At 63.6% G+C, this 25,715-nt stretch carries 26 protein-coding genes; 6 read left to right on the forward strand and 20 right to left on the reverse strand.

Annotated features, from left to right (window positions below; translation table 11 throughout):
- Nucleotides 1–52: 52 nt before the first annotated feature.
- From IRZ77_RS20925 to IRZ77_RS20960, 8 genes are all read right to left on the reverse strand, one after another.
- Complete coding sequence (locus IRZ77_RS20925; protein WP_046616742.1) at nucleotides 53–847, reverse strand: DUF3050 domain-containing protein; 795 nt, start codon at nucleotides 845–847, stop codon at nucleotides 53–55.
- A 38-nt stretch (nucleotides 848–885) separates the two neighbouring features.
- The gene (locus IRZ77_RS20930; protein ID WP_046616741.1) at nucleotides 886–1,857 is read right to left on the reverse strand and encodes a fatty acid desaturase; all 972 of its coding nucleotides are present in this window, start codon (nucleotides 1,855–1,857) and stop codon (nucleotides 886–888) included.
- A 10-nt stretch (nucleotides 1,858–1,867) separates the two neighbouring features.
- Entirely contained in the window at nucleotides 1,868–2,695 is an 828-nt protein-coding gene (locus tag IRZ77_RS20935; RefSeq protein WP_085601800.1) for an SDR family NAD(P)-dependent oxidoreductase, read from the reverse strand.
- Nucleotides 2,692–3,837, reverse strand: a complete 1,146-nt coding sequence (locus IRZ77_RS20940; RefSeq protein WP_085601799.1) for an acyl-CoA dehydrogenase family protein — start codon at nucleotides 3,835–3,837, stop codon at nucleotides 2,692–2,694. Before IRZ77_RS20940 ends, IRZ77_RS20935 begins: the two co-directional genes overlap by 4 nt.
- Before the next feature lie 3 nt (nucleotides 3,838–3,840).
- Entirely contained in the window at nucleotides 3,841–4,284 is a 444-nt protein-coding gene (locus IRZ77_RS20945; protein WP_046616739.1) for a type II toxin-antitoxin system RatA family toxin, read from the reverse strand.
- A 9-nt stretch (nucleotides 4,285–4,293) separates the two neighbouring features.
- Nucleotides 4,294–5,550, reverse strand: coding sequence for an aspartate aminotransferase family protein (locus IRZ77_RS20950; RefSeq protein ID WP_153671638.1), 1,257 nt, complete (start codon nucleotides 5,548–5,550; stop codon nucleotides 4,294–4,296).
- Nucleotides 5,551–5,554: 4 nt separating this feature from the next.
- Entirely contained in the window at nucleotides 5,555–6,628 is a 1,074-nt protein-coding gene (locus tag IRZ77_RS20955) for an SDR family oxidoreductase (RefSeq protein ID WP_046616737.1), read from the reverse strand.
- A 191-nt stretch (nucleotides 6,629–6,819) separates the two neighbouring features.
- Nucleotides 6,820–7,557: an AraC family transcriptional regulator gene (locus IRZ77_RS20960; RefSeq protein ID WP_085601796.1), complete on the reverse strand. Its 738-nt coding sequence runs from the start codon at nucleotides 7,555–7,557 to the stop codon at nucleotides 6,820–6,822.
- Between the two features lie 270 nt (nucleotides 7,558–7,827).
- On the opposite strand from IRZ77_RS20960, the gene IRZ77_RS20965 reads away from it, so the two are divergent.
- The 4 genes from IRZ77_RS20965 (at nucleotide 7,828) to IRZ77_RS20980 (ending at nucleotide 10,142) form a co-directional block, all read left to right on the forward strand.
- Entirely contained in the window at nucleotides 7,828–8,592 is a 765-nt protein-coding gene (locus tag IRZ77_RS20965) for an FKBP-type peptidyl-prolyl cis-trans isomerase (RefSeq protein WP_003257347.1), read from the forward strand.
- Between the two features lie 294 nt (nucleotides 8,593–8,886).
- Nucleotides 8,887–9,327 (forward strand): YkvA family protein, encoded by a 441-nt coding sequence (locus IRZ77_RS20970; protein ID WP_085601795.1) that lies wholly within the window; start codon nucleotides 8,887–8,889, stop codon nucleotides 9,325–9,327.
- Nucleotides 9,328–9,438: 111 nt separating this feature from the next.
- Nucleotides 9,439–9,777, forward strand: a complete 339-nt coding sequence (locus tag IRZ77_RS20975; protein WP_003257349.1) for a helix-turn-helix domain-containing protein — start codon at nucleotides 9,439–9,441, stop codon at nucleotides 9,775–9,777.
- Nucleotides 9,774–10,142, forward strand: a complete 369-nt coding sequence (locus tag IRZ77_RS20980) for a hypothetical protein (RefSeq protein WP_013971408.1) — start codon at nucleotides 9,774–9,776, stop codon at nucleotides 10,140–10,142. The genes IRZ77_RS20975 and IRZ77_RS20980 overlap by 4 nt, the downstream gene beginning before the upstream one ends.
- Nucleotides 10,143–10,190: 48 nt before the next feature.
- Here the strand turns inward: IRZ77_RS20980 and IRZ77_RS20985 are convergent, their stop codons facing one another.
- On the reverse strand, nucleotides 10,191–11,168 hold the full coding sequence (locus IRZ77_RS20985) for an EAL domain-containing protein (protein WP_196174343.1): 978 nt from the start codon (nucleotides 11,166–11,168) through the stop codon (nucleotides 10,191–10,193).
- A 118-nt stretch (nucleotides 11,169–11,286) separates the two neighbouring features.
- Nucleotides 11,287–13,368 (reverse strand): carboxy terminal-processing peptidase, encoded by a 2,082-nt coding sequence (locus IRZ77_RS20990; RefSeq protein WP_196174345.1) that lies wholly within the window; start codon nucleotides 13,366–13,368, stop codon nucleotides 11,287–11,289.
- 144 nt (nucleotides 13,369–13,512) lie between these two features.
- On the opposite strand from IRZ77_RS20990, the gene IRZ77_RS20995 reads away from it, so the two are divergent.
- Entirely contained in the window at nucleotides 13,513–14,475 is a 963-nt protein-coding gene (locus tag IRZ77_RS20995; protein WP_046616730.1) for an NAD(P)H-quinone oxidoreductase, read from the forward strand.
- Nucleotides 14,476–14,592: 117 nt separating this feature from the next.
- Here the strand turns inward: IRZ77_RS20995 and IRZ77_RS21000 are convergent, their stop codons facing one another.
- The 6 genes from IRZ77_RS21000 to IRZ77_RS21025 all read right to left on the reverse strand — a co-directional run bounded on the left by IRZ77_RS21000 (nucleotide 14,593) and on the right by IRZ77_RS21025 (nucleotide 19,901).
- Nucleotides 14,593–15,246 carry an HAD family hydrolase gene (locus IRZ77_RS21000; protein WP_046616728.1) on the reverse strand — a complete coding sequence of 218 codons (654 nt, stop codon included), beginning with the start codon at nucleotides 15,244–15,246 and terminating at the stop codon, nucleotides 14,593–14,595.
- Nucleotides 15,247–15,260: 14 nt separating this feature from the next.
- The gene (locus tag IRZ77_RS21005; RefSeq protein ID WP_046616727.1) at nucleotides 15,261–16,250 is read right to left on the reverse strand and encodes an ABC transporter ATP-binding protein; all 990 of its coding nucleotides are present in this window, start codon (nucleotides 16,248–16,250) and stop codon (nucleotides 15,261–15,263) included.
- A gap of 1 nt (nucleotide 16,251) precedes the next feature.
- Nucleotides 16,252–17,046 carry an ABC transporter permease gene (locus tag IRZ77_RS21010; protein WP_013971414.1) on the reverse strand — a complete coding sequence of 265 codons (795 nt, stop codon included), beginning with the start codon at nucleotides 17,044–17,046 and terminating at the stop codon, nucleotides 16,252–16,254.
- Nucleotides 17,036–17,887, reverse strand: coding sequence for an ABC transporter permease (locus IRZ77_RS21015; protein ID WP_046616725.1), 852 nt, complete (start codon nucleotides 17,885–17,887; stop codon nucleotides 17,036–17,038). The genes IRZ77_RS21010 and IRZ77_RS21015 overlap by 11 nt, the downstream gene beginning before the upstream one ends.
- Complete coding sequence (locus IRZ77_RS21020) at nucleotides 17,884–18,690, reverse strand: alkaline phosphatase family protein (RefSeq protein ID WP_025338062.1); 807 nt, start codon at nucleotides 18,688–18,690, stop codon at nucleotides 17,884–17,886. The genes IRZ77_RS21015 and IRZ77_RS21020 overlap by 4 nt, the downstream gene beginning before the upstream one ends.
- A 146-nt stretch (nucleotides 18,691–18,836) precedes the next feature.
- Nucleotides 18,837–19,901 carry an ABC transporter substrate-binding protein gene (locus IRZ77_RS21025; protein ID WP_196174347.1) on the reverse strand — a complete coding sequence of 355 codons (1,065 nt, stop codon included), beginning with the start codon at nucleotides 19,899–19,901 and terminating at the stop codon, nucleotides 18,837–18,839.
- A gap of 317 nt (nucleotides 19,902–20,218) precedes the next feature.
- Here IRZ77_RS21025 and IRZ77_RS21030 point away from each other — a divergent pair, with 317 nt between their 5' ends.
- Nucleotides 20,219–20,932, forward strand: a complete 714-nt coding sequence (locus tag IRZ77_RS21030; RefSeq protein WP_135001715.1) for a UTRA domain-containing protein — start codon at nucleotides 20,219–20,221, stop codon at nucleotides 20,930–20,932.
- Between the two features lie 100 nt (nucleotides 20,933–21,032).
- Here the strand turns inward: IRZ77_RS21030 and IRZ77_RS21035 are convergent, their stop codons facing one another.
- From IRZ77_RS21035 to IRZ77_RS21050, 4 genes are all read right to left on the reverse strand, one after another.
- Nucleotides 21,033–23,162 carry a mechanosensitive ion channel family protein gene (locus IRZ77_RS21035; RefSeq protein WP_046616755.1) on the reverse strand — a complete coding sequence of 710 codons (2,130 nt, stop codon included), beginning with the start codon at nucleotides 23,160–23,162 and terminating at the stop codon, nucleotides 21,033–21,035.
- 44 nt (nucleotides 23,163–23,206) lie between these two features.
- On the reverse strand, nucleotides 23,207–23,374 hold the full coding sequence (locus tag IRZ77_RS21040) for a hypothetical protein (RefSeq protein WP_173015136.1): 168 nt from the start codon (nucleotides 23,372–23,374) through the stop codon (nucleotides 23,207–23,209).
- Nucleotides 23,375–23,570: 196 nt separating this feature from the next.
- Nucleotides 23,571–24,860: a M18 family aminopeptidase gene (locus tag IRZ77_RS21045; protein ID WP_108481226.1), complete on the reverse strand. Its 1,290-nt coding sequence runs from the start codon at nucleotides 24,858–24,860 to the stop codon at nucleotides 23,571–23,573.
- Between the two features lie 107 nt (nucleotides 24,861–24,967).
- A complete protein-coding gene (locus IRZ77_RS21050) occupies nucleotides 24,968–25,603 on the reverse strand; it encodes an RluA family pseudouridine synthase (protein ID WP_085601790.1) in 636 nt (211 codons plus the stop codon).
- Nucleotides 25,604–25,715: the final 112 nt, after the last annotated feature.

Here is a 25,715-nt window from a genome sequence, read left to right on the forward strand (position 1 = left end):
CGTTGGGGGCCAGAACCCCTTGCCTGCGTCGGGCGCAGGCAAGGGATGATGCTCAGCTGGTTGCTGGCGCGCACGTGGCCTGTGCTGCCGCGCGCTGATGCAGTTGCTCCAGCACGCCATCCCACAGCACGGTGCGGGCTACCAGCGCGTCGGCGGCGCTTTTCGCCAGGGTCTGCTGTTGCGCCGGTTCGCTGACGATCTCGGCGATGATGCGTTTGGCTGCCGGGCCGTGATCGTCGCCGTCCATTTCGATGTGGCGCTTGAGGTAGTAGGTCAGCATCGGCACGCTGGCTTCATCGATGGCCCAGCGTTGCAGCAGGCCGCCGAACATGTCCGGGATGATGTCTTCGCGGCCGAAGAAGAAATACGCCAGCACCTGCTCGGTCGAGCCGTGCAGGGCAACTTCCAGGGTCTTGCTGACGAACACCTTGGCCGGCAGCGGAATGTCGACATTGGTCAACGCCTGGGCAAGGGGCACGCCTGCTTGCAGCAGTGCCTGGAACTGGCGGAACGGGCCGGTATCGGCGCCGATCTCGTCCATTGCGCCAAGGTACAGCTCCAGATGGCTGATGAAGCCGCCGTCGGGGTGTTCGTCGGTTTCCTCGCCGGTGACGATCTCGTTGATCAGCCGCGCGGCAAGGATATGCCTGGGTGGCAGCCAGGGCAGGGAGACGCAGGTCAGGTCGCGCTGGATGCGCTTGAGCAGCGTCATGAAGTCCCACACGGCAAAGACGTGGTTCTCCATCAGCAGGCGTACATCATCCAGAGTGCTGATGCGGGCGAACAGTGGGTGTGCCAGCAGGGTGCGGCGTTCGTTTTCAATCAGTTCATCGACGTCAAAAGACATACTCGGCTCCTTGAGTTTTGGGGCTCGCCAGGCGTACATCACAGCCCGGGGCTACCTGGCGGTGGCATCGTCTGCCAGGCGCCGGCATAGGGGAAACGTGCCTTGCAGTAGCGCAAGGCTCCGAAGAAACGCGGTTCGATCAGCGCCTGTCGGCCTTCGTACCAACCGCTGGCGAGCAGTTGGCGGTGCAGGCGAGGCAGGCGCCAGCACGGCACGCGCGGATACAGGTGGTGCTCCAGGTGGTAGTTGGAGCCCAGGTGCAGCAGGGTGCTCAGTGCTGCGGTACGCGAGCGGGCCACCGGCAGCGCTACATCGGTTTCGAAGGCATGCTCCTGGTAGGCGTTCAGGGCAGAAATCAACAAGGCCAGCAGCAGGCAGCCCGCCACGGCAGGCAGCAGCGGTGGCCACTTTGCCGCCAGCAGCAGCCACAGTGCCGGCCACAGCAGCTGGCAGGCCAGGTTGGCTCTGGCCAGCAAACGGATCTGCCGGTCGGGCAGTGGCAATGTGCCGCTGACCTTGGCGCCGGGCAGGGCCAGGCGCACGGTTTGCAGCAGATACCAGGCGGTGGCATGCAGGCGTGACACCAGCAACCGGGTGGCGGCCAGGCGATAGCGCCGCAACAGGCGCCAGTCCGGGTCCTGGGGGCTACCGTTGTAGCGATGGTGCTGCCAGTGGTCGACGAAGTAGCCGGTGACGCAGAAGCCCGTGAGCATCGAGCTCAGCGCCACCGCCAGCATGCAGCTGTACAGGCGGTTGTCGCTGAGGTTGAAGTGGAAACCCTCGTGGCCCAGGATGCCCTGCAGAAACAGGCCGTAGCCCGCCAGCAGCAGCAATGGCAAAGCCAGCGGCCATGCCTGGGGGGCGCGGTCGACGATGGCCACAAGCAGTGCCAGCGGTGCGGCGAACAGCAGCAACGCGTAGCCGATCACCAGGGTGGTTTCCAGCGCTGACGGCGTCAGCAGGCTTCGCTCAGGGCGCAGCAGGGGCTTGTCCAGTGCCAGTTGCGTCATCGGCCTGGCCTCAGTCGATCAGTTCGGGTTTGAGCGACAGCTGCCCGGCCTTGCTCAGGCTGCGCAAGCGCAGGCCGATGAAGGCATCCACCAGGCTTGGCAGCCAGCGTGCGGTGTACATGGCCACGCTGCCGAGGAAGGTCAGGCCGCGGTTGCGCAGGTCGTGGCGGGTGCAGGCACGCACCAGGCCATTGCTGGCGTCATCGAGTTTTTCCTCAAGCGACAGCAGCACGCGCTCGCCGCGCTTGAAGCTGACCAGGCGCTTCACCGACAGACCGACCCGTTCGGCCGGGTCGTGAATGGCCGTGTCGATGAACCCGGGGAACACCGTGACCACATCCAGTTGCCCGGGGTACTGCATGCGCAGCACATCCGAATAGGCGCTCAAGGCTCGCTTGCTGGTGGCGTAGGCGGCCACGTACGGGGCGTTGACCAGCGCGAACAGCGAAGACACGTTGACCACCTTGCCACGCTTGCGCAGCAATGCCGGCAAGAACCGCGAGGTCAGTTGCCACGGAGCCAGCAGGTTGACTTCCAGTGCGCGACGCACATCATCGTTCACCCCTGTTTCGCCCCGTTCCAGGGTCAGCACCCCGGCATTGTTGATCAGGATGTCGATGTCGCCGAAGCGCTCCAGGATGGAGGCAGCAGCTTCGTCCAGGCGTTCGCGGTCGCACAGGTCGAGCAGGTAGTAGGCATCGAAGTTCAGTGCCCCATGCGGCTCGAGCCGGTCGATGCCGATAACGGTTGCCCCTTGATGCTTGAGTTTGCGTGCGGTTTCCAGGCCCAGGCCGCGTGCCGCGCCGGTAATGACGACGATCTTGTTGTGCAGTTTCACGGGGTGACTCCATTGGCAATGCTGAAGGTGGCGCCTTGCAGGTAGCGGTCGAGGTTGGCCGTCATGCTGAAGCGTCCGGGCGGGTGGAACTGCAGGCCGCGGGTACTGGCCAGCCAGTCGCAGCCCTGGTTCGAGCGGATGAACGACAGGCCGCCGAGCATCTGGTGGGCCAGGTCGGACGCGCTGGCCAGTTGCTGTTCGATGCCGTAGCGGGTCAGCAGCAGGCGCGCCAGCAGGTCGTCGGCGTTGCCTTGCAGGTGTTCCACCTCGTGCGCCAGGCCTTCCAGCGCACTCAGGCACAGTTGCAGCTGGCAGGCCAGCTGCACGCGCTGCTGGTCGCTCCAGCGGCGCTCGTCGATCGCCCGCTCGACCAGGCCCATGCAGGCGCCCAGGTAGCTGGCGCTGATCAACAGCTCGAACCAGATGAAACCGATGGTCTGCACATCGCCAAGCTGCGATTTCAGCCCGGCGGAGAAGATCATCTTGTCGCTGACGTAGACGTCCTCCAGGCGCAGCTCCTGGCTCTGTGCGGCGGCCAGCGCGCTGTTGCCCCAGAACGGGTGGCGGCTGATGCCGGGGGCGGAGGCGGGGATGAGCGCGATCATCAGCTCCTCGCCGTCCTCGCTGGTGCGGCTGTAGCTGGCAGTCAGCAGGTCCATCGAGCTGCTCAGGCTGCACGGTTGCTTGCTGCCGCTCAGGCGGACTCCGTCAGCCAGCTGCACGGCTTCCATGCCGGCATCCAGGATGCCGCCTCCCGGTACGCCTTCGGCGAAGCCAGAGGCCAGCAGCAGACGCTGCTTGGCAATGGCCGACAACAGCAGGCCTTCGGCACCTGCGCCCCGGGCGGCGACGGCAACCAGGCTGGCCACGGAAAACTGATGCATGGTGCTGGCCACGGCCAGTGAAGGTGACAACGCACCGAGGGCCAGCTGCACCTGCAGCGCCTCGCATGCGCTGGCGCCCAGGCCACCACCAGCCTTCGGCACCAGCAAGGCAACCGGGCCGGTATGCTTGAACCAGTCCACAACCGGGCTGTCAGCGGCTTCGCGCTGTTCGAAGGGCAACTCCGTCAGCAGTTTGGCAAAGTCCGGGGCAAAGCGTTGCAAGGTCTGCCTGGCGTTGTGCAGGAGTGACAGGGGCATGGCTCAATCCTTGATCTGGCTGTTCGGGAACAGGCCATGGATGATGGCGCTGATGTTGTCGCGGATCGCTTGCCGGGCGACCGGGTCAAGCATGTCGGCCAGCATCGGCAGACCCAGGTCGAAGTTCGAACGGAAGGCAATGCTGGCGCCTTCGGCGGTTTCGCTGACTTGCCACGAGCCGGAAAAGTGGTCGATATCACCAGCGGTCTGGCGGAAATGGATATGCAGGTTGGCCGGGTCGAACACATCACGCTCCTGCCATTTGAGGATGCCGCTGTGGAAGTTCACCTCCCAGTTGCTCAGCACCTCATGTTCATGCACGGCTTCGATTTCGATGTTGCGCACCGACTCGCAAAACTGTGGATAGGCGCTGAAGTTACTGATGGCGGCGTAGACCTGTTCGGCGCTCTGGCTGGGTACATGGGCGTTCAGGCTGACTTCGTTCATTTCGGTGTCCTATTCAAAGGTACGGGCAAGGGCGCGGGCGAAACCGCCGAGCAGCCATTCAACGTCGCTGTCGCTGTACAGGGCAGGCGGCGTCAGGCGGATCACCCGGTGATCGTTGAGGGAGTGGTTGACCACGATGCGTTGGTCGATCAGGTGCATGACCATGTTGGCCGCCAGGCCGGCATCGGCGAACTCGACCCCCAGCAACAGCCCGGTGCTACGCAGTTGCACCTGGGTGCCGCAAGGGTGTTGCCGCAGCACGTTCTGCAGGCCCTGGCGCAGGCGTTGCCCCAAGGCTTCGGCACGGGGTACCAGCTGTTCGTGCTGCATCACCTGCAAGGTCGCCATTACCGCAGCCATGGCCAGCGGGTTGGCGCCGAAGGTGGAGGTGTGCATCAGCGGGTTGCGATTGAGCGGTGCCTGCATGTCGGCAGTGCAAACCATGGCACTTACTGGCACGCAGCCGCCGGAGAGGCTTTTGCCGACCAGCAGGATGTCCGGTACCACGCCCTCGTGCTCGCAGGCCCACCAGCGCCCGGTACGGCCCATGCCCGACTGGATCTCGTCGGCAATCAGCACAGCGCCGTACTGGTCGCAGAGTTGGCGCACCTGCTGCAGGTAGCCGGCTGGAGGTACTATCACCCCGGCCTCGGCCTGTACCGGCTCGAGGATGACGCAGGCGCGTTCGGGCTGCGCCTGCAACTGCTGGCGCAGGGCATCGGCATCACCGAACGGTACGAAGTGGCTGTCGCCCAGGCGGTCGGCAAAGGGTGAGCGATACAGCGTCCGGCCAGTGACCGCCAGCGAACCCAGGGTCTTGCCGTGGTATCCACCCTGGGTCGAGATCACCTGTTGGCAACCGTTTAGCCAGGCCAGTTTCAGCGCCGCCTCGGTGGCTTCGGTACCGGAGTTGCAGAAGTACACATACTGCAGGGGCGCCGGGCATACCGCGGCCAAGGCCGCAGCGGCCTGGGCCTGGAACGGGTTGAGCATGAGCTTGCTGGCCATCGGGTGGCTGTGCAGCTGGTGGCTGACCTTTTCAACCACCTGCGGGTGCGAATGCCCGAGCAGGAACACGCCGTAGCCGCCGGCATCCAGATAGCGGTTGCCGTCCATGTCGAACAGGTAGACGCCTTCGCCGGCTACCTCGATCGGCAGGTTCATCATCGACGCAAGGCGGGCATAGCCGGCATTGACATGGTCACGGTACTGGGCGCGTACGTGCTCGGCGTCCAGCCCTTCAGGCAGGGGAGTGAAGCTGTTCATCGTCTCAGGCCTCCATGGCCAGTTCGCCGTGGCGCTCACCTGAGGCCGGTGTTCTCAGCATGCGTTGCATGGCCGAAAGCTTGGGGGACAGGCGGGCCAGCGTCAGTGCCAGCTCCTGGCGCGGCGAACGCATGGCCAGGCGCCGGGCTGGCAACAGCTGCTCCAGCGAGCTTGGCAATGGCTGCAGCAGGCTGGCGTAGCGGCACAGCTGGGTGGCGCGGCCGAGGGCTGCGCGGATGTTCTCCTCCAGGGCTGGCAGGAACACCGGGCGCACCAGGCGTTCGTAGATATCCGGGTTCATGCAGCGCGGGCGCTGGAACGGCTTGCCCTGGTCCTGCATTTCCGCGCACATCAGGTCGAGCAGGGTGCGGATATCGAGCGCCTGCGGGCCGTTGCTGAGGAAGTAGTCGTCGCCGATCAGGCGCTGGTCCAGTGCGCTGGCGATGCCGGCCGCGGCAACATCACGGGCGATCACATCGACTCGTCCGTTCTCCGGGCACGGGATGATCGGCAGGTAGCCGGACATCATCAGCCCCATGGTCAGGTGAAAACCCTGAAGCATGGGCATGTGGCCACTGTGGCTGTCGCCGATGATGATCGACGGGCGGAAAATCGACACCGGCACGCCTGCATCGCGAACCAGGCTTTCGGCCTGGCGCTTGACCACTTCGTACGGGGTCGAAGGCATCACGCCGGGGTGATAGTCGCACGGGTGGGTGAAAGCGGTGCTGATGTGGTACAGCGGCACATCGGCGTCGCGGACAAACTCCAGCACTTGTTCGGTGCCTTGGTAGTTGACCGAGAACACCGCTTCGGCGTGGCCATCCAGGCGGGTGATAGCCGCGCAATGGATGACCCAGTCGACGCGCCTGGTCAGTGCCAGGTAGTCCGCGTCGGACAGGCCCAGGCGCGGTTGGCAGATATCACCGCGCAGGGTTTCTACCCCTGGATGGCGGATGCTGCTGCGACGGGTCAGGCAGACCAGGTGATAGCGCTCGGCCAGTTGGCCGATCAGGGTATCACCCAGTACGCCGGCACCGCCGGTAAGGAAAACGGTCAGCCGCGAGGGTCCTGACATGGGCTAGCACTCCTTGCTCGCTAGGTTGATGAACTGGCATGTGCCATAGCGCCCGTCTGCCTGGCCGCCGCAAGGGGGCCAAGGAACCGGAACGATTAAAAAAGCCGACCTGTGATCACATGGCCGGCAAGTGGCCCTGCGCCTGATGGTGGAGACCCCGGTTGGCGCGGGCTGGAGGGGATGATGGCGATTTAGAACTGTGGATTCTTGAATGAATCGCTTGTATTGCGCAGCACCATGGCGACGCGGCTGGGCGACATGCCGACCATCCGTCGCATCGTGCGGGTGAGGTGGGCCTGGTCAGCGAAGCCGCCGGCGACAGCGGCATCGCTGAGGCTGGCTTCATGTGCAAGGGCGTGGCAGGCGCGTTCGAGTTTGCGCCAGATGATCCATTGCGACAGGGGCACGCCCATCTGTCGCGTGGCGAAAAAGCGCAGGCGTGGGCTGGAAAGACCCACCGCGCTGGCTGCACGCGAGACCGCACCAATGCCGGCCCAGTCCTGGCGCAGCAGGTTCAGGGCATTGGACAGGCGTGGGTCGAAGCTTTCGGGGGGGACCAGTTTGAGCTCCAGGGCTGCCACCACCTCGTGGAAGTTGGCGGCCTGGCGCACGCAATCGACGATATCCTGGCTGACAGCCGCCTTGCCGCTGTCGTCGAGCAGGGCTTTGAGCGCGCGGCCAAGTGGCGCATCCGGATACAAGTAGAGGAAGGCGACGCGGTCCGGGTTGGGCAGTGAACGGTGGTCGACCGATGGCCCTATCAGAACCCCAGGCGCGGTGAGGACCTGCTTGCCGAACTCCACGGTGATGTCGTAGCGCAGGCCGATGCACAGCTGGATGGCGACATGGGCATGGGCTTCGGTCTGGTCGCTTTTGCCGGTGTAGCCCAACCAGTAGTCACCGAAGGTTACTGCTCCGTCCCATCTCATTGTGCATCCCTGAAGCCTGTTCTAGATAGCTTGGCCACATCCGGGCCAGTATCCTGAAAGCGGCAGATGATAGCGTTATGGTATATCTTGGTCGACACAAAGCGTAACGAATGATCTGTCGTTGCAATTATGGCTTTTCTGCCGAGTGCAAGGTTGTGGAACTAATCCGGCTTTACTGGCTCTTATGCCGGTAGCCATGGGTTGGGGGCGCCTGATAAGCTCGCGGCTTCTACCCTGATTGCCCTTATGGCGCATGAACAAGGAAATTACATGAAACAGCATCGTTTGGCGGCTGCGGTTGCCCTGGTTGGCCTGGTACTGGCTGGCTGTGATCAACAGACCAGCAGCCCCGAGCTGAAGACTCCGGCACAGAAAGCCTCCTACGGTATCGGCCTGAACATGGGCAAGAGCCTGGCTCAGGAAGGCATGGAAGACCTTGATTCGAAAGCAGTAGCCCTCGGCATCGAAGACGCCGTTGGCAAGAAGGAACAGCGCATCAAGGATGAAGAGCTGGTTGAGGCCTTCACCGCGCTGCAGAAGCGTGCCGAAGAGCGCCTGGCCAAGGCCAGCGAAGAAGCCGCCTCCGCCGGCAAGAAGTTCCTCGAGGAAAACGCCAAGAAGCCAGGCGTGGTCACCACTGCCTCGGGCCTGCAGTACGAAGTGGTCAAGAAGGCCGACGGCCCGCAGCCCAAGGCGACCGACGTGGTTACCGTCCACTACGAAGGCAAGCTGATCGATGGCAAGGTGTTCGACAGCTCCGTCGAGCGCGGCAGCCCGATCGACCTGCCTGTCAGCGGCGTGATCCCGGGTTGGGTCGAAGGCCTGCAGCTGATGCACGTCGGCGAGAAGTACAAGCTGTTCATCCCGGCTGAACTGGCCTACGGTGCGCAGAGCCCTAGCCCGCTGATCCCGGCCAACTCGGTACTGGTATTCGACCTGGAACTGATCGCCATCAAGGATCCGGCCCAGCTGCAAGGCGCCGAGCCGGAAGCGGAAGCTCCTGCCGAGGCCCCGGCCGAAGCGCCTGCCAAGTAACACTGGCTGGCCCACGCAAAACGCCCCGTCCTGACGGGGCGTTTTCGTTTGTGCCGGGTGGTTGGACGAACCTGCAACTGCTGATACTGTCCGAGGAAATGCAGCGTCAGGAAGCAGGATGCTTTTGGCGCAAACCGTTTGCGGCGTACGCACCCCACGGTATGAAATGACTGTGTAAAAAACGCCCGATCTGACCGGGGCCCTTGCCTGGCAGGCACCTGGGGTCGGAAACGTCGCCCTGTTCACAAGGTTATCCACAATAAATGTGGATAACCTTTTCCTCTTGGAGGCTTCATGAGCGCACCCTGGAATTTCGCCCGTTTCCTGCCCTTGGCCGAGCGCCTGCTCAGCCGTGGCCGGTTGCCGGCCTTGCTGTTTGCGGTCGCCCGCAAAGGCCCGCGCATTGGCCAGTTGCGTGAAGATGTGAAGCTGCTGCAGTCGCTATGCCTGGCCTGGTGGCGCGGCGAGTACCGCGCCATCAGCCCCAAGGCGCTGGTCACTGTCGTCGCTGGGCTGCTGTATTTCGTCAGCCCCATCGACGCTATCCCAGACTGGCTGCTGGGCGTGGGTTTCCTCGACGACATCGCGGTGCTGGGTTGGGTGCTGAAGACCGTGGCCGACGAACTGGCACGCTTCAAGGCCTGGCGTGACTCCCAGGCGCCCGAACGGCTGCGCGTGGTCGAGCGCCTGCCGGCCACCCCTGAAGCCCTGCGGTTGGAACGCAACACCCAGTGAAACCGGCCGCAACCGCAGCGCAACTGCACAGACCCCAGAGTTGGTAATATAATTGGCATAAGGGTTATGCCTACGGATTACATGCTGTAATCCTTTTTAAAGGGGTTTGTAATGGGTATTCAGGTCATCAGCCGGGACGGTCAACCCGAGTACGCCGTCGTTCCCTGGGAACAGTACCAGGCACTGCTCAAGGCCGCTGGGCAGGCACCAGCCGAGGTGCTTGCCAGTGAAGCGCAGGGCGATGTGGCCAGTGCGCCATTGCCGGCCTTCAGCGAAGTGGCACAGATTCGCCAGGCCAAGGGCATTGCCCCTGAGCAACTGGCGCGCAATGTCGGGGTAAGCCCGGCGTACCTGGCCATGATCGAATCGGGCGAACGCCAGCCAGATGCTGCTATCCGCCGTGCTCTGGCCTGGCATCTGGGGGTGGCTGGCTGGAGCGAGCCATCATGAGCCAGGTCAGGATCAGCCGTCAGCACTGGGATAACCTGCTGGGCGAGCTTGACCTGGCCCGTCGTCAACGTCACTTGCTGACGTATCGAGCGCTGATCGAGCGCTTGCAGTTGCCCAGCCCGGCCATGCAGACGCTCACAGCCGCGCTGGAGTACCTGGCGGTGCTGGATGCCCGCGCCGAGCAGCCATTGCGCAGCTCGCTGGTAATCAGCCAAGGTGCCAGCCGTTTGCCGCGTACCGGTTTTTTCGAGTGCGTGGAGCGCCTGGGGCGTTTCTCCGGGCCCGTGGATGGTATGGAGGCGGCGTCGTGGCATGCCTCCGAAGTCGTCCGGGTGTTTGAGTACAGCTACCCTGAAACAGCCTGATTCGTTGCCTGTTCCGGCCTCTTCGCGGGTAAACCCGCTCCCACAGGTTCACCACAGGTCTTGAGCCTTGTGTTCTACCTGTGGGTTTACCCGCAAAGAGGCCGGAACAACGGGCAAAGCATCCCTGTGGATCAGCCCGCAAGCCCTGCCATCGGCATCCACCACCTCCAATACCTCCAGGTGCCGGTGCCGGCCAAACAACTCCAGCAACTGCCCAATCGTGGCATTGAGCCCAACCGTCGGCTGTTCGGCTTGCGGAGCGTTCATCAGCGCTGGTAGTGGCCGGCTTTCGCGCGCCCCCAGCTCCTGCGGCCGCCCAAGCAGGTAGCCCTGCACCAGGTCCACGCCCATCTCCAGCAATACCGCCAGCTCTTCCACCAGCTCGATACCTTCGGCAATCACCTGCGCCTTCGACGCTCGGGCAATCTGCAATATCGAACCGACGAATTCACGCTTGAGCGGGTCGCGGTGGATGCCGTCGATGAAATGGCGGTCGATCTTCACGTATTCGGGGCGCAGCTCCGACCACAGGCGCAGGCTCGAATAACCGGCCCCCAGATCGTCGATGGCAATCGAGAAGCCCATGTCCCGGTAGTGGTGCAGGGCATTGGACAGCAGCTGGAAGTCGTCGGTCGGGGTATGTTCGGTCAGCTCGATCACTACCCGGCTGGGCGGCAGGCCGACCTGTTCGAGCAGTTTAAGGGTTTGTCCGGAGGGGTAGTGCGGCTCGAGCAGCGATTCCGGCGAGATGTTGAGAAACAGCTTGCCCTGCAACTGCTGTTCACTGAAACGCCGGCAGGCGCTTTCCCGGCAGGCAGCCTCCAGCTCGGTCAGGCGGCCGGCCTGGCGGGCGATGGTAAACAGGTTCAGCGGTGCGTGCAGCGGGCTGTTGGACGGCCCGCGACTCAATGCTTCATGGCCGAAAACCCGTTGCTCGCTCAGGCACATGATCGGCTGGAACAGGCTGTGAATACTGCGTTGAGCCAGGATGGCACTCAAGGCACTGAGCTGTTCGGCGACGGTCATGACGTATTCCTGAAAATGAAAGGGCCGGGCGTTTCCACGCCCGGCCCCTCTATTTCACGACAGCGCGATGACTGTTTGATGACATGTGTGACTAATTTGCCATCATTGCCACAGTGCCTTACTTCTTGGCCACCTTGGTGCTTGCACTCAGGTAGTCGATCAGGATGCGGCCGGTTTCCGACAGATAGGCATCGTCCTCTGGCTTGGTGTTTTCATCCTCGGTCGGCAGCGCGTCCTCGTCCTCTTTCTTCAGTTCTTTCAGCGGCTCTTCACCCTTGGCCTTGCGGCGAATGTTCTCCAGCGCCAGTTGCTTGGCCTCGATTTCGTCGTGGCGTGCACGGCGGTCCTGTTCGTTGAGGCTGACGGTCTTCTCGTTCATCAGCTTTTGGGTCAGGGCCAGGCGGTCGCGGATGTAGGTGAATTCCGCATCCTTGTCGCTGCGCGCTTCATGCTGCGCCTTGAGCTGGGCCAGGAACGGCTTGAACGGGTCGGCTACCGGCTTGACCACCGGGCGAATGGTGTCCCATGGCATGGCCTCGGGCAGGGCGCTTTCGCCGATTTCCTTGGTGTCGATGATCGACGGGTAATCGATGTCCGGCAGTACGCCTTGGTGCTGGGTGCTCTGCCCGGAAACCCGGTAGAACTTGGCCAGGGTAAGCTTCAGCTCGCCATGGTTGAGTGGCTGGATGGTCTGCACGGTGCCTTTGCCGAAGGTCTGGCCACCGATGATCAGCGCACGGTGGTAGTCCTGCATGGCACCAGCGAAAATCTCCGAAGCCGAGGCCGACAGGCGGTTGACCAGCAGCGCCAGAGGGCCCTTGTAGAATGCCCCCGGGTTTTCGTCTTCCAGCACGTCGACACGGCCGTCGCTGTTGCGCACCAGCACGGTCGGGCCTTTCTCGATGAACAGGCTGGTCAGCTCGGTAGCTTCCTGCAGCGAGCCGCCGCCGTTGTTGCGCAGGTCGATGACCACGCCGTCTACTTTTTCCTTCTGCAGTTCGGTGAGCAGCTTCTTCACGTCGCGCGTGGTGCTCTTGTACTCCGGGTCACCGGCGCGATAGGCCTTGAAGTCGAGGTAGAAGGCCGGGATTTCGATGATGCCCAGCTTGTAGTCACGCCCGTCCTGCTTGAGCTTGAGCACCGACTTCTTCGCTGCCTGCTCTTCGAGCTTCACCGCCTCGCGGGTTATCGACACTATCTTGCTGGTCTGGTCGCTAGGGGCGTTGCTGGCCGGGATGATCTCCAGGCGCACCACCGAGCCTTTCGGGCCGCGAATCAGTTTCACCACTTCGTCCAGGCGCCAGCCGACCACGTCGACCATTTCCTTGTTGCCCTGGGCCACACCGATGATCTTGTCGGCCGGTGCCACCTGCTTGGTCTTGGCCGCCGGGCCTGCCGGCACCAGGCGCACGATCTTGACCTGGTCGTTGTCGCTTTGCAGCACTGCGCCGATACCTTCCAGCGACAGGCTCATGTTGATGTCGAAGTTTTCCGCGTTATCCGGCGACAGATAGTTGGTGTGCGGGTCGTAGGACTGGGCGAAGGTATTGATGTAGGCCTGGAAGATGTCCTCGGCACGGGTCTGGTCCAGGCGCGACAGCTGGTTCTTGTAGCGCTTGGTCAGGGTTTCCTGGATCTGCTTGGGTTCCTTGCCGGCGATCTTCTGGCGCAGCACTTCATCCTTGACGCGTTTGCGCCACAAATCGTCGAGCTCGGCCTGGTTCTTCATCCACGGGGCGTCCTTGCGGTCGATCAGCAAGGTTTCCTTGGCGTTGAAGTCGATCTTGTCCACGCCCTTGTTCAGCTCGGCCAAGGCGAAGTCCAGACGTTGCTTGACACGGTCCAGATAGCGTTTGTAGATGGTGAAGCCCGGGTCCAGGTTACCGCTCTTGAGGAAATCGTCGAATTGCGTTTTCCATTTGTCGAATTCGGCGATGTCGGCGGCGGTGAAGTAGCTGCGCGCCGGGTCCAGCAGCTTGATGTAGCTGTCATAGATGATGACCGAACGGGCGTCGTCCAGCGGCGGCTTGCTGTAGTGGTGGCGCTTGAGCAATTCCACCACGTTGAGGCTGGCTACGATCTCGTCGCGGTCCGGCTGCAGGCTGTCCCACTTGTTGGCGGCCGCCGCATTGCCGCCGAGCGTGAGGCTGCCCAGGCCGACCATCAGCGCCAGGGCGGTGCTTGGGAGGAAATGCTTCATGCTGATTCGACGTGGAGACAATTGATCACGCATAGTAGGCCGTCTTTTCTGTTCACCGGTTGCAAAAAACCGGATGCATACTGCAAAAAGCCTGGGGACTTGGCGTTCCCAGGCTCGGTCATATGATTCAACTATGGAGGCACTGTGAAGGCATTGCAAGGCGTTGACGGACATGTGGCCTGGGTCGAGGCCGAACGCCCGACCTGTGACGCGGGCCAAGTGCGCATTCGCGTGGCTGCTGCGGGGCTGAACCGCGCCGATCTGCTGCAGATGAAAGGTTTGTACCCACCACCGCCAGGCGCCAGCCCATACATGGGCCTGGAGTGTTCCGGCGTGATCGAAGAAGTCGGCGCCGGTGCCGACTGGCGGGTGGGTGACCGTGTTTGCGCGCTGCTGGCCAGCGGCGCCATGGCCGAGGAAGTGGTGGTGGATGCCCGCCACGTGCTGCCTGTGCCCGAAGGCCTGAGCCTGCACGAGGCGGCGGGGTTGCCGGAGGTGTACGCCACTGCCTGGCTGAACATCTTCCAGCTCGGTGGCGTGAAAGCTGGCGAGAAGGTGCTGGTACATGCTGGCGCCAGCGGCGTTGGCTCGGCCGCCATCCAGCTGTGCAAGGCATTCGGTAGCCCGGTGTGGGTCAGCGTCGGTTCGCAGGACCGCCTGGCCTACTGCGAGGCGCTGGGCGCCGCCGGTGGTGTGGTACGTAACGAAAACCTGGAAGCGCTGGAAGGTTTCGGCCCGTTCGATGTGATTCTCGACCCGGTGGGTGCCAGTTACGGCGAGCTCAACCTCAAGTTGCTGGCGCGTGACGGGCGCTGGGTGATCATCGGCCTGATGGGCGGGCGCAAGTTCGAGCTGGACCTGGCACAGGTACTGGGCAAGCGCCTGGAGATTACCGGCTCTACGCTGCGCAACCGCGATGACGGCTTCAAGGCCGAGCTGCTGCGCGATTTGCAGCTGCAGGTGTGGCCGCTGTTTGCCGAAGGGCGCCTGTCGCCGCAGCTGGTGGATACCTACCCGGTGGAGTTCGCCCAGGCGGCGTATGCCGAGCTTGAGACCAACCAGGTGTCGGGCAAGCTGGTGATGGTGATCGACCCAGGCCTGGCTTGAGATTGCCGGGGCTGCTTTGCAGCCCCTCGCGACACAAGGCCGCTCCTACAAGGTAATGCGATCTCCTGTAGGAGCGGCCTTGTGTCGCGAAAGGGGCGCAAAGCGCCCCCATGGCCCTCAAGTCCAGCTCAGGATCGGCCACTTGTTGATCTCGGCATGCTCCCGCAACACCGCATCGGGGTTCACCACATGCGGATGATCCACCTTCAGCAACAACGGCAAATCGTTCCGCGAATCAGAATAGAAACTCGCCCCCTCCAGGTTCTCCTGCTCCTGGTCAAGCCACTCCAGCAACCGCGTGATCTTCCCTTCGCGATAGGTCAGCACCCCATGGGTCTTGCCGGTATAAACCCCGTTCACCGCCTCCAGTTCGATCGCCAGGTACTCGTCCACTCCCAGCCGCGCCGCAATCGGCCCGACCAGGTGCGTACCCGACGCCGAAATGATCAGGATGCGATCCCCACGCTTGCGGTGCTCGGCAATGCAGCGGCAGGCGTCGCCGTAGATGATCGGCTCGATCACCTCTTCGACCCACGGCTCCACCAGGTGCTCGACCTCTTCCAGGGTACGCCCGGCAATCGGCTCCAGGCTGAAGGCCATGTACTCCTCCATCCGCAGGTGGCCCTTGCCATAGGCCTCCATCAACTCATGGTCGCGGCGCAGGAAGTCCTTGCCGTCGACCCAGCCCAGCCGGGCCATCTGCTCGCTCCACAGCGACGCGCAGTCGCCGTTGATCAGGGTTTCGTCCAGATCGAAAATTGCCAGTGCCATGGTGTTGATTCTCCTTAGGCCACTTCCCGTAGCGCCGTGGGGTCGATCGACAAGCTTACCCGTTGCCCGTCTGCGTGCAGGTCGGACGGTGAGCGGTTGAGCACGTCGACCACCAGTTCCACCTCGCGCACCCGCACGCGGTAGCGGATCACGTTGCCCAGCAGGCTGTGGCTGCGCACCTCGGCATCCAGTTCGCCATTGGTGCCCAATGTGATCGACTCGGGGCGGATTGCCAGGCGGCTGGCCACCGGGCGCTGCAGCAGGCGGCTGGCGCTGTCGGCGTCGAGCAGGTTGTAGTTGCCGATGAAGCCGGCGGCAAACAGGTCCACCGGCGCGGTGTAGAGGGTTTCGGCATCGCCGCTCTGGACGATGCGCCCCTGGTTCATCAGGAAGATGCGGTCGGACATGGTCAGCGCCTCTTCCTGGTCGTGGGTGACGAAGATGGTGGTCAGCCCCAGCTCGCGCTGGATGGCGCGGATCTGCTCGCGCAGGTGCTTGCGGATACGCGCATCCAGCGCCGACAGCGGCTCGTCGAGCAGCAGCAGGCGCGGGCGGGTGACCAGGGAGCGGGCCAGGGCCACGCGCTGGCACTGGCCGCCGGACAACTGGTGCGGGTAGCGCCCGGCGAAGTTGCCCAGCTCCACCAGCTCCAGCGCCTCGCGCACCCGGGCCTGGCTTTCGTCAGCCTTCACCTTCTGCATGCGCAGGCCGAAAGCGACGTTCTGCTCCACGGTCATGTTGGGGAAAAGTGCATAGCTCTGGAACACCATGCCAATGCCACGCTTTTGCGGGCTCAACGGCACGATGTCGTGGCCGTCAAGCAGGATCTGACCACTGTCCACCGGGGTCAGCCCGGCGATGCAGCGCAGCAGCGTGGATTTGCCGCAACCGGACGGGCCAAGCAAGGTAACGAACTCGCCGCGTTCGATACGGCAGTCGATGTTCTCGAACACCGGGCTGCCGGCGTAGCTTTTTTGCAGTTTCTGTACGCTGACGAAGCTCATGTCAGGTCTTGTCCTTGTTCAGGCGGTTGGCGACCCAGGTCAGTACCAGCACGAAGGCGAAGTACGAGATCACCAGCGCGCTGTTGAAGTGGCCGCTGCTGTTGCGCATGTTGTTCAGGTACACCTGCAGGGTCTCGTAGCGGGTGCCGACCAGCAGGTTGGCGAACACGAACTCGCCGAACAGGAACGAGAACGACAGCAGCAGTGCCACCATCAGGCCCTTGCGCAGGTTCGGCAGCACCACCAGCAGCGCCGCCTGCCAGGTGCTGGCGCCCAGCAGTTGGGCGGCATCCATCAGGTCGCGCAGGTTGATCGCCTGCAGGTTGTTGGTGATGGCCCGGTACATGAAGGGCAGGGCGATGGTGAAGTAACAGCCGATCAGGATCCAAGGCGTGCCGACCATGGCCATGGGCCCGCTGCCATAAAGCTGCAGCAGCCCCACCGACGACACCACCGGCGGCACCGCGAAGGGCAGCAGGATGAGGATGTTCATCAGCGCGTCGAGCCTTGGAAAGTGGTAGTGCACCACGAACAGCAGCGGCAGGATCAGCACCACCGACAGCAGCAGTGCGCCCACGCACACCAGCAGCGACTGGCCGAAGGCAGCCAGGAAACGCGGCTCGCTCCACAGCGCGATGTACCACTTGAAGGTCAGGCCGCTGGGCAACAGGCTGGCCGACCAGCTGGTGGCCAGCGAGTAGAGCAGGGTGCCGGCCAGCGGCAGCAGCAGGATGAGGAACAGCAGGTAGACCACGGCGCGGTGGTACCAGCCGCCGGAGCGGGCGTCAGCGCGCATGGTAGCTCCTTTTCAGCAGCCATTGATGCACCACCGTGACCAGCGTCATCAGCCCCACCAGTACCATCGCCAGGGCGCTGGCCAGGTTGGGATCGAGGCTTATGTCACCGGCCACAAGGCCGGCGATGCGGATCGGCAGTACGTTGAAGTTGCCGGTGGTCAGCGCGTACACGGTGGCATAGGCACCGAGGGCGTTGGCCAACAGGATGACGAAGGTGCCCAGCAGGGCCGGGGTCAGCACCGGCAGGCCGATGTGCCGCCAGAATTGCCAGTGGTTGGCGCCCAGCAGTGCGGCCGACTCGCGCCAGTCTTCACGCAGGGCGTCGAACGCGGGGTACAGCAGCAACACGCCAAGCGGGATCTGGAAGTAGGTGTACACCAGGATCAGCCCGCTCTTGGAATAGATGCTGAAGTCCTCCAGCAGGCCGACCTGCTTCAGCAGCAGGGTCAGCGCGCCGTTGAAACCGAGCAGGATGATGAAGGCGAAGGCCAGCGGCACCCCGGCGAAGTTGCTGGTCATGTTGGCGAAGGCGCTGACGAAGTCGCGCAGCTTCGAGTCCACCTGGCGTAGCGAATAGGCGCCGAGGGTGGCGATGACGATGCCGAACAGGCTCGACCAGAAGCTGATCTCCAGGCTGCGTTGCAGGGCCTGCAGGTAGAACTTCGAGGCAAATACCTTGCTGAAATTGTCCACGCCCCAACCTGCTTCCGATTGCAGGCTGTTGATCGCCACCCAAGCCAGCGGGGCGATCTGGAAGATGACGAAGAACACGGCGAACGGTAGCAGGCAGAGCAGGGCCAGGTAGCGGCCGCGGGCGCTGCTGCTCTTGGGTGTGGTCACTTCAGCAGCTCCCGGCAGACGCTCTTGTCATGCGGCGCGCCGAGCAGCTCGCAGATGGTCCCGCACAACTCGGTCTGCAGCGGTTTGGCCGCAGGGTCGAGGCTGAAGGCATCGCCGAAGACGAACAGCGGCACTTCGCGCTCCTCGGTCAGCAGGCCATTGTGCGAGCGATCGTTGTTCATGCCGTGGTCGGCAGTGACCAGTACCTGGTAGCCCTCTTCAAGCCAGCCCGGCAGGTAATCGGCCAGCAGGATGTCGGCGCTGCGCGCGGCGTTGCGGTACTGGCTGCTGTCCAGGCCGTGGTGGTGGCCGACATCGTCGATGCTCATCGGGTGCACCAACAGGAAGTTGGGTGCATGGCGGCGACGCAGGTATTCGCCATCGGCCAGCAGGTGCGAATCGGGGTAACGGTCGTCCCAGTAGAACAGCCCGTGCTGGATCGGCAGCTTCGGTGCGTGGGTATGGCGGTCGCGCTGCGGGTCGAAGGGCGAGCGGTTGTACAGCTCGCTCATCCAGTGATAGGCCGCCGCCGCAGTGCCCAGGTTGGCCTCGCGAGCGTAGTGGAACACGCTGCGCTGGTTGGACAGGCGGTTGACGTTGTTGTGCACGATGCCGCTGTCGATCGGCGGCACACCGGTGAGGATGCACTCGTACAGCGGCCGCGACAGCGACGGCAGTTCGCATTCCACGCGGTACAGCGCGGCACGGTCGGCCTCGACGTAGGCGTGCAGGTGGCCCATGGCGTGGTGGGCGACCTGGTAGTTGAGGCCGTCGAGCAGGACCAGGATGACGTTGTGTTGCATGGTGGCTCCAGTCATAAACCGCGTTGCCTTCATCGCCGGCAAGCCAGCTCCCACAGGTCTACCACAGGATTCAGACCCAGTGGGGTACCTGTGGGAGCTGGCTTGCCGGCGATGAGGCCTGTTCAGGCGCTACAGAAGATAGCCCCTTACTCCATCTCGATGATCACCTGCTCCTGCCACATCTGCGGCAGTTTCTTCGAGCTCGCTTCCCAGGCCTCGGCATTCTTGATCGGCAGTGCAGCCTTGTACTGTTCGTTGGGCAGCAGCTTGGCCTGCACATCGGCCGGCAGCTTCAGGTGCTCGGCACGGATCGGCCGCGCATGCCCTTTGGCCAGGTTGATCTGCCCGGCGTCGCTGAAGATGTATTCACGCGTCAGCTTGGCCGCATTCGGGTGCTTGGCGTACTTGTTGATGATGGTGGTATAGCCGGAGATCACCGAGCCATCCGACGGGATCAGCACTTCGAAACGCTTGGGGTCGATCTGTTCACGGTAGCTCAGGCCGTTGAAGTCCCACACCACGCCCACCTCTACCTCGCCCTTTTCCAGGGTCTGGATGGTCGGGTTGGCCAGCGACAGGCGCTTCTGCTGGGCCAGCTTGGTGAACAGTTGCAGGCCCGGTGCCAGGTTGCTCTCGTCACCCTTGTAGGCGATAGCCGCTGCCAGCACGCCGTTGGCGGCCTGGGCAGCGGTGCCGACGTCACCGATGGCAACCTTGTACTTGCCTTTTTCCAGGTCGTGCCAGGTCGTTGGCCGCTCGCCTTCCTTGACCAGGTCCTTGTTGATGATGAAGGCGATGGTGCCGGTATAGGCCTGCGCCCAGTGGCCGTCCTTGTCTTTGGCCCATTCCGGCACCTGATCCCAGGTGCTCGGCTTGTACGGCTGGCTCACACCCTTGCTCACGGCGATCGGGCCGAAGGCGGCACCCACGTCGCCGATGTCGGCGCTGGCGTTGTCCTTCTCGGCTTCGAACTTGGCGATTTCCTGGGCCGAGCTCATGTCGGTGTCGCTGTGCTTGAGGCCGTACTTGCTGGCCAGGTCTTCCCAGGTGCCTTTCCAGTTGGCCCAGGCATCTGGCATGCCCACGCTGTTGACGTTGCCTTCCTTGCGGGCGGCTTCTTCCAGGGCCTTGAGGTCGGTGTCGGCGGCCATGGCCGTGGTACACAGAGCGATGGCCGAACCGAGCAGTGACGCCATGAACAACTTTTTCATCCGAAGCTCCTTGGGTGGGTGCCTTTAGCGATGGTTGTTATGAGTGAAGCCGTTGACTGGTGACCGTTGGTCTAGGTCAGCAAACCTTGAGCCAAGGTAGGCTGCTTGCGTGACAGTTTGATGTAAGGAAGGGCCGGTGAAGGCTCTGAAGCTACAGCGTAGACCACGGAGCCGCCCCGGTTCTGCTGGCTTGGCGCGTTTCTGGCAGTGTCTGGCGAGAGCCTTTGTCACAGGATGTTCATCAGCCCTGCCTAGGCTTGCACTATTCTCCAAGTGCCCTGTTCTGGGGCTGGACTAGTCCAGATAGGTAACCTTTGATGCAGTCGATGCCACCGCGTGCGGTAACAGCCATCTGTCACGCCCTGCAGGAGCAGATCGAGCACGGCCTGCTGGCGCCGGGCGGCAAGCTGCCGGCCGAGCGCAAGCTCAGCGATGTGTTCGATACCACGCGCATTACCCTGCGTGAGGCGCTGGTGCAGCTGGAAGCGCAGGGGCTGATCTACCGCGAAGAGCGTCGCGGCTGGTTCGTCGCGCCCGAACGGTTGACCTACGACCTGATCGAGCGCAGCCACTTCCATGCCATGGTCCGCGACCAGGGGCGGGTGCCCAGTACCGAACTGTTGTCGGCGCGGCTGCAGCCGGCCTCGGCGGCCATCTGTGCGCGCTTGCAGTTGCCTGCGTTGTCCAGCGTGGTACGTATCTGCCGGTTACGGCGGATCGATGGGCGGGCGGTGCTGTATGCCGAGCACTACCTCAACCCCCGGTACTTCCCGGAGATACTCGAACAGGACCTGGCCCAGTCGCTGACCGAGATTTATGGACGGGTGTATGGCATCCAGTATGGGCAGGTGTGCTTCGAGATCTTGCCGACGGCGTTGCCGGTGGAGGCGGCCAGTGCCTTGAAGGTGTCGACGGGAAGCCCGGGGTTGCATATCACCCGTGTCAACAGTGACCAGCATGGGCACCTGATCGACTGTGACCTGGAGTATTGGCGGCATGATGCCATCCGCATCCGCGCCCAGGCTGGATGAAATGTTGGCTTCTTCGCGGGTAAACCCGCTCCCACAGGGATCGCACAGGTTTCAGCCTTTGCATAGTACTTGTGGGAGCGGGTTCACCCGCGAAGAGGCCCTAACTGGAGGAACTGGCAGTCACTACCTGCACTGACAACCGCGGCGTCGCCAAATCCAGCCCGGCCTCATCCAGCTGCCGCTTCAGCGCCAGGTTGAACGCCCGCGACACTTCCCACTGCTTGATCGGCGCAGTCTTGAACCGCGCCCGCAAGATCGCCGACCCCGACTCGAAGCTCTCCACCCCCTGCAGCTCCAGCGGCGACCAGATGTTGCGGCGCATCAGCGGGTCGTTGCGCAGCTTCTGCCCCACTTCGCGAATCAGCGTGATCGCCTGGTCGATGTTCATGCTGTGCGGGATCGCCACGCGGAAGATCGCGTAGCCGAACTCTCGGGAGTAGTTCTTGATGCTCTTGATTTCGCTGAACGGGATGGTATGCACGATGCCGTCGATGTCACGCAGGCGCACGGTACGGATGGTCAGCCCCTCCACCGTGCCCAGGTGCCCGCCCACATCCACGTAGTCGTCGATGGCCAGCGAGTCTTCGATGATGATGAACAACCCGGTGATCAGGTCGGCCACCAGTGACTGTGCACCAAAACCGATGGCCAGGCCTATCACACCGGCGCCCGCCAGCAGTGGGGTGACGTTCATGCCCATGTTGGCCAGGGCGACGATCACCGCGATGATGAAGATGACCACGAACATCACGTTGCGGATCAGCGGCATCATGGTTTGCGCGCGGGCGTTGGCCAGGCCCCGGCGCGAACGCACCAGTGCGTGGTGCACGGCGGTGTCGGCAAGGATCCACACCAGCCAGGCGACGATCAGCGTACCGGCCAGGCCCAGCAGGCGCACGCTTATGTCGTGGCCTTCGCCTTCGGCGAAGCTGATCATCGACAGGCCCCACACGCGCAGCCCCAGCTCGATGAATACCAGCCAGATGAACAGGTGCACCAGCAGGTAACCGAAGTTGCGCAGGCGCTCGGCGTACACAGCCTGGCGCTTGTTGGCGCGCTTGGGGTTGGCGGCGTGACGGCGTACCAGGCCATTGAGCACCATGCAAACCACCACCAGCACCGTGCACATCAGCGACTGGCGCAGGGCGGTGCTGGTGTCGCCGGCCGAGATGAAGGTAGCGAACAGCGAAATCGCCACCAGGATCAGTGCTGGCACGAACCAGAAGCTGCCGAGGATCTCGATGGTGTCGCTGAGGGTGCGCCGGGTCAGGCGCCGTGACAGCGGCTGGTTGCGGATCAGGTGGGCGATCGGGCGGCGGAAGCGCAGGATGAACAGCCCGGTGCACAGCGCTGCAATTACGTTGGCCAGGGTGGCCAGGGCGTGGGCCAGGTGGGTGCCGAGGGCAACCATCAGGCGCGGGTCGCTCATCGCTTCGCCAAACGCGGCGAAGCTGCCGATCAGCCACAGCGGGCGGAATGCCTGGTGGCGCAGGATGTACAGGGCGCGGTGGCGGTGGGGGCCGTCGAGCAGCGAGAAGGCGATCACGCAGATGGCCGAGAAGCAGGTGCCGACCACCAGTGCGTAGGCCAGCACCATGGCCAGGGACTTGCCCAGCGATGGCGGTAGCACGAAGCTCAGGTACACGGTGAACACCAGCGCCACCAGCCACGGGCCCAGCTTGCGCAGGGCAAAGCGCACCAGGTCCCAGGTGCGCGGGTGTTGCGGCAATTCTTCGCTCAGGCCAAAGCGCAGGCGTACCCGGTGGCCGACCCAGTTGAAGGCGTAGGCCAGCACGCTCCAGACGGCAATGACGGCGGCAAAGCCGAACAGAATGGCCGGCCACTGGTGCACTGGCACCATCAACTCGGTCAATTCGGCCTGGGCCTGTTCGATTTCCGCGGCCCAGCGATGGAACGGGCTGGCATCGCCGCTGAACTGTTTTTCGAAGTCATGCAGGGCGCCACCGATCAGGCCGAGCACGCCCTGCTCGACGGTGGGTTGCGATTGCCTGGTGGCGTCGCGCAGCTTTTTCAGGTCGGCCAGCAGCTTGGCGCGCTGCTGGTCGTTTTCCAGGTTCTTGATCACCTCGTCCAGCGACTTGCCCAGCGGTTCGCTGGCCTCTGGCTGCGCGGGCGCGCTGCCACCAAGCAGACCTGGCAGGCCCGCAGCCTGTAGCGGGGTGACAAACAGAAACAGCAGCAGGAGCAGGCAACGCAGGAGGGCAGGCACTGGCAAAACTACCTCAGGTCAAACGATTGGCCGAGTGTAGAGGTTCACGACGGCAGTTGCTCCAGGATTTTCCAGCAGGTGAGGCCAAAGATACCCAGTGTGCCGACCCACATCATCACAACGCCGATATTGCGTTCGCGCAGGCTGAAACCGATGGTCAGCAGCATCAGGAACAGGAACACCGGCACGAACAGGGACAGGAACGGGGACATGGACAGCAATCCTTTTGCAGAGGGGCCATGTAACAAGCATAGCGGGTAGCAGGCGAAGCGGGATTGACCTTGAGCAGGCCCGGCCTCTTCGCGGGCATGCCCGCTCCCACAGTTACTGCACAGACCTTGAATGCTGTGATGATCTTGTGGGAGCGGGCGAGCCCGCGAAGAGGCCAGGCCTGCTTGCATCAAGGCATCAAGGCAACTCGCGGCAACGGTAGAAGGCGCTCAGCACCTTCACCAGGTGCGCCAGGTCATGGCTGCCGCACAGCTCGCGAATCGAATGCATGGCAAAGGTCGGCAAGCCGATATCCACCGTACGCACGCCCAGGTGGCTGGCCGCGATCGGCCCGATGGTCGAGCCACAGCCCATGTCGCTGCGTACCACGAAGCTCTGCACCGGCACTTCCTCGGCCATGCACAGGTGGCGGAAGAACCCGGCGGTTTCGCTGTTGGTAGCGTAGCGCTGGTTGTTGTTCACCTTGATTACCGGCCCGGCGTTGAGCTTGGGCCCGTGGTTGCCGTCGTGCTTGTCAGCGTAGTTGGGGTGCACGCCGTGGGCGTTGTCGGCCGACACCATCAGCGAGCGCTGGATGGTGCGCACGTAGGCGTCGCCATCCGGCAGCAGGCGTTGCAGGGTCTGCTCCAGCATCGGGCCGTCGGCGCCACAGGCCGAGCAGCTGCCGACTTCTTCATGGTCGTTGCACACCAGAACGCAGGTTTCGTCGTTGTCGGCGGCCAGCAGGGCCTGCAGGCCGGCGTAGCACGACAACAGGTTGTCCAGGCGCGCACCGGCGATGAAGTCGCCGTTCAGGCCGACCAGCGCGGCGTCCTGGGTGTCGTAGAAGCTCAACTCGTAATCCAGCACCACATCGGCGATCAGCTCGTGCTCGCGGGCCAGTTGCTCGGTGAGCAGGGCGCGGAAGTCGATGCGCTCGTCACCCGCTACCTGGGCCAGGATAGGCGGCAGCTCGTTCTGCGGGTTGATCGCCCAGCCTTCGTTGGCGGTGCGGTTGAGATGGATTGCCAGGTTGGGGATGACTGCGATCGGCAGCTTGAAGTCGATCAGCTGGCTTTCGACCTTGCCGTCACGGCGGTAGGTGACCCGGCCGGCCAGCGACAGGTCGCGGTCGAACCAGGGCGCCAGCAGGGCGCCGCCATACACTTCGACGCCCAGTTGCAGGAAGCCCTGGCGCTGCAGCTCGGGCTGCGGCTTGACCCGCAGGCACGGGCTGTCGGTGTGGGCGCCGACCATGCGGATACCGTTCAGCAACGGTGCCTGCTTGCCCAGCTTGATGGCGATGATCGACGAGTCGTTACGGGTGACGTAGTAGCGACCGCCAGGCACTGTGGCCCAGCTGTCGCGCTCGTCCAGGCGCTGGTAGCCGGCAGCTTCCAGGCGCTGGGCCAGGCTGGCGGTGGCGTGGAAGGGCGTGGGGGAGGCCTTGAGGAAGTCGATAAGGCCAGAATTCAGTGCGTCGCGCATAGCTCACTCCAGACAGCAGTGGCGCGAGTTTAGCGTATTAGGTCGACAAATTGTGTCTGCCTCTTCGCAGGCTCGCCCGCGAAGAGGCCGGTACAGGCTGTACAAATTCAGAAAGGCGCAGGGCACTCGAACTTCATCCGCTCCCCGGACACCGGGTGGGTAAAGCTCAGCATCGAGGCATGCAGACACAGCCGCTCGTGGGCAGCCAATGCCTCGGGGTTGGCATACAGCCGGTCGCCCAGCAGCGGGTGCCCGATCGACAGCATGTGCACGCGCAACTGGTGCGAACGCCCGGTAATCGGTGTCAGCTCTACCCGGCAGTAGTCACCGCAGCGCTCGACGATGCGCCAGAAGGTCAGCGCATGCTTGCCCTGCTCGTGGTCCACCACATGCCGTGGCTTGGTCGGCGGGTCGTAGCGCAGCGGCAGGTCGATGCTGCCGCTGTCCAGCGCCGGCTGGCCCCAGCACAGCGCGGTGTAGGCCTTTTCGGTTTCGCGGTCGTGGAACTGGCGCGAAAGCTCGCGATGGCTGTCGGCATCCCGGGCCAGCAGGATGATGCCGGAAGTTTCCCAGTCCAGGCGGTGCACGATCAAGGCGTCGGGGTAGCCGTTTTCCTGCAGGCGGGTGATCAGGCAGTCCTTGTTGTCCTCGGCGCGGCCGGGTACCGACAGCAACAGGGTCGGTTTGTTGATCACCAGGATGGCGGCGTCTTCGTGCAGGATCTGGATGTTGGACAGCGGCATTGCTTGGTCTCGGTTATATCGGGGAAAACACTGGGGCCGCTTTGCGGCCCATCGCCCGGGGCGCCCCACCCCCCCCCCAACCGCGCGCCCCAGGGGGGGGGCGGGGGCGGCC

Source organism: Pseudomonas pudica (assembly GCF_015680405.1).
GTDB lineage: Bacteria > Pseudomonadota > Gammaproteobacteria > Pseudomonadales > Pseudomonadaceae > Aquipseudomonas > Aquipseudomonas pudica.

What these genes read in the sequence shown, in the direction of transcription:
- IRZ77_RS20965 (WP_003257347.1), top strand. Translation starts at nt 7,828, where the DNA reads ATGAAACAGCATCGTTTGGCGGCTGCGGTTGCCCTGGTTGGCCTGGTA.
- IRZ77_RS20985 (WP_196174343.1), bottom strand. Translation starts at nt 11,168, where the DNA reads ATGACCGTCGCCGAACAGCTCAGTGCCTTGAGTGCCATCCTGGCTCAA.
- IRZ77_RS21040 (WP_173015136.1), bottom strand. Translation starts at nt 23,374, where the DNA reads ATGTCCCCGTTCCTGTCCCTGTTCGTGCCGGTGTTCCTGTTCCTGATG.
- IRZ77_RS20925 (WP_046616742.1), bottom strand. Translation starts at nt 847, where the DNA reads ATGTCTTTTGACGTCGATGAACTGATTGAAAACGAACGCCGCACCCTG.
- IRZ77_RS20945 (WP_046616739.1), bottom strand. Translation starts at nt 4,284, where the DNA reads ATGAACGAAGTCAGCCTGAACGCCCATGTACCCAGCCAGAGCGCCGAA.
- IRZ77_RS21010 (WP_013971414.1), bottom strand. Translation starts at nt 17,046, where the DNA reads ATGCGCGCTGACGCCCGCTCCGGCGGCTGGTACCACCGCGCCGTGGTC.
- IRZ77_RS21030 (WP_135001715.1), top strand. Translation starts at nt 20,219, where the DNA reads ATGCAGTCGATGCCACCGCGTGCGGTAACAGCCATCTGTCACGCCCTG.
- IRZ77_RS20970 (WP_085601795.1), top strand. Translation starts at nt 8,887, where the DNA reads ATGAGCGCACCCTGGAATTTCGCCCGTTTCCTGCCCTTGGCCGAGCGC.
- IRZ77_RS20980 (WP_013971408.1), top strand. Translation starts at nt 9,774, where the DNA reads ATGAGCCAGGTCAGGATCAGCCGTCAGCACTGGGATAACCTGCTGGGC.
- IRZ77_RS21050 (WP_085601790.1), bottom strand. Translation starts at nt 25,603, where the DNA reads ATGCCGCTGTCCAACATCCAGATCCTGCACGAAGACGCCGCCATCCTG.
- IRZ77_RS20950 (WP_153671638.1), bottom strand. Translation starts at nt 5,550, where the DNA reads ATGAACAGCTTCACTCCCCTGCCTGAAGGGCTGGACGCCGAGCACGTA.
- IRZ77_RS20940 (WP_085601799.1), bottom strand. Translation starts at nt 3,837, where the DNA reads ATGCCCCTGTCACTCCTGCACAACGCCAGGCAGACCTTGCAACGCTTT.
- IRZ77_RS21020 (WP_025338062.1), bottom strand. Translation starts at nt 18,690, where the DNA reads ATGCAACACAACGTCATCCTGGTCCTGCTCGACGGCCTCAACTACCAG.
- IRZ77_RS21045 (WP_108481226.1), bottom strand. Translation starts at nt 24,860, where the DNA reads ATGCGCGACGCACTGAATTCTGGCCTTATCGACTTCCTCAAGGCCTCC.
- IRZ77_RS20990 (WP_196174345.1), bottom strand. Translation starts at nt 13,368, where the DNA reads ATGAAGCATTTCCTCCCAAGCACCGCCCTGGCGCTGATGGTCGGCCTG.
- IRZ77_RS20975 (WP_003257349.1), top strand. Translation starts at nt 9,439, where the DNA reads ATGGGTATTCAGGTCATCAGCCGGGACGGTCAACCCGAGTACGCCGTC.
- IRZ77_RS21000 (WP_046616728.1), bottom strand. Translation starts at nt 15,246, where the DNA reads ATGGCACTGGCAATTTTCGATCTGGACGAAACCCTGATCAACGGCGAC.
- IRZ77_RS20955 (WP_046616737.1), bottom strand. Translation starts at nt 6,628, where the DNA reads ATGTCAGGACCCTCGCGGCTGACCGTTTTCCTTACCGGCGGTGCCGGC.
- IRZ77_RS20960 (WP_085601796.1), bottom strand. Translation starts at nt 7,557, where the DNA reads ATGAGATGGGACGGAGCAGTAACCTTCGGTGACTACTGGTTGGGCTAC.
- IRZ77_RS21005 (WP_046616727.1), bottom strand. Translation starts at nt 16,250, where the DNA reads ATGAGCTTCGTCAGCGTACAGAAACTGCAAAAAAGCTACGCCGGCAGC.
- IRZ77_RS21025 (WP_196174347.1), bottom strand. Translation starts at nt 19,901, where the DNA reads ATGAAAAAGTTGTTCATGGCGTCACTGCTCGGTTCGGCCATCGCTCTG.
- IRZ77_RS20930 (WP_046616741.1), bottom strand. Translation starts at nt 1,857, where the DNA reads ATGACGCAACTGGCACTGGACAAGCCCCTGCTGCGCCCTGAGCGAAGC.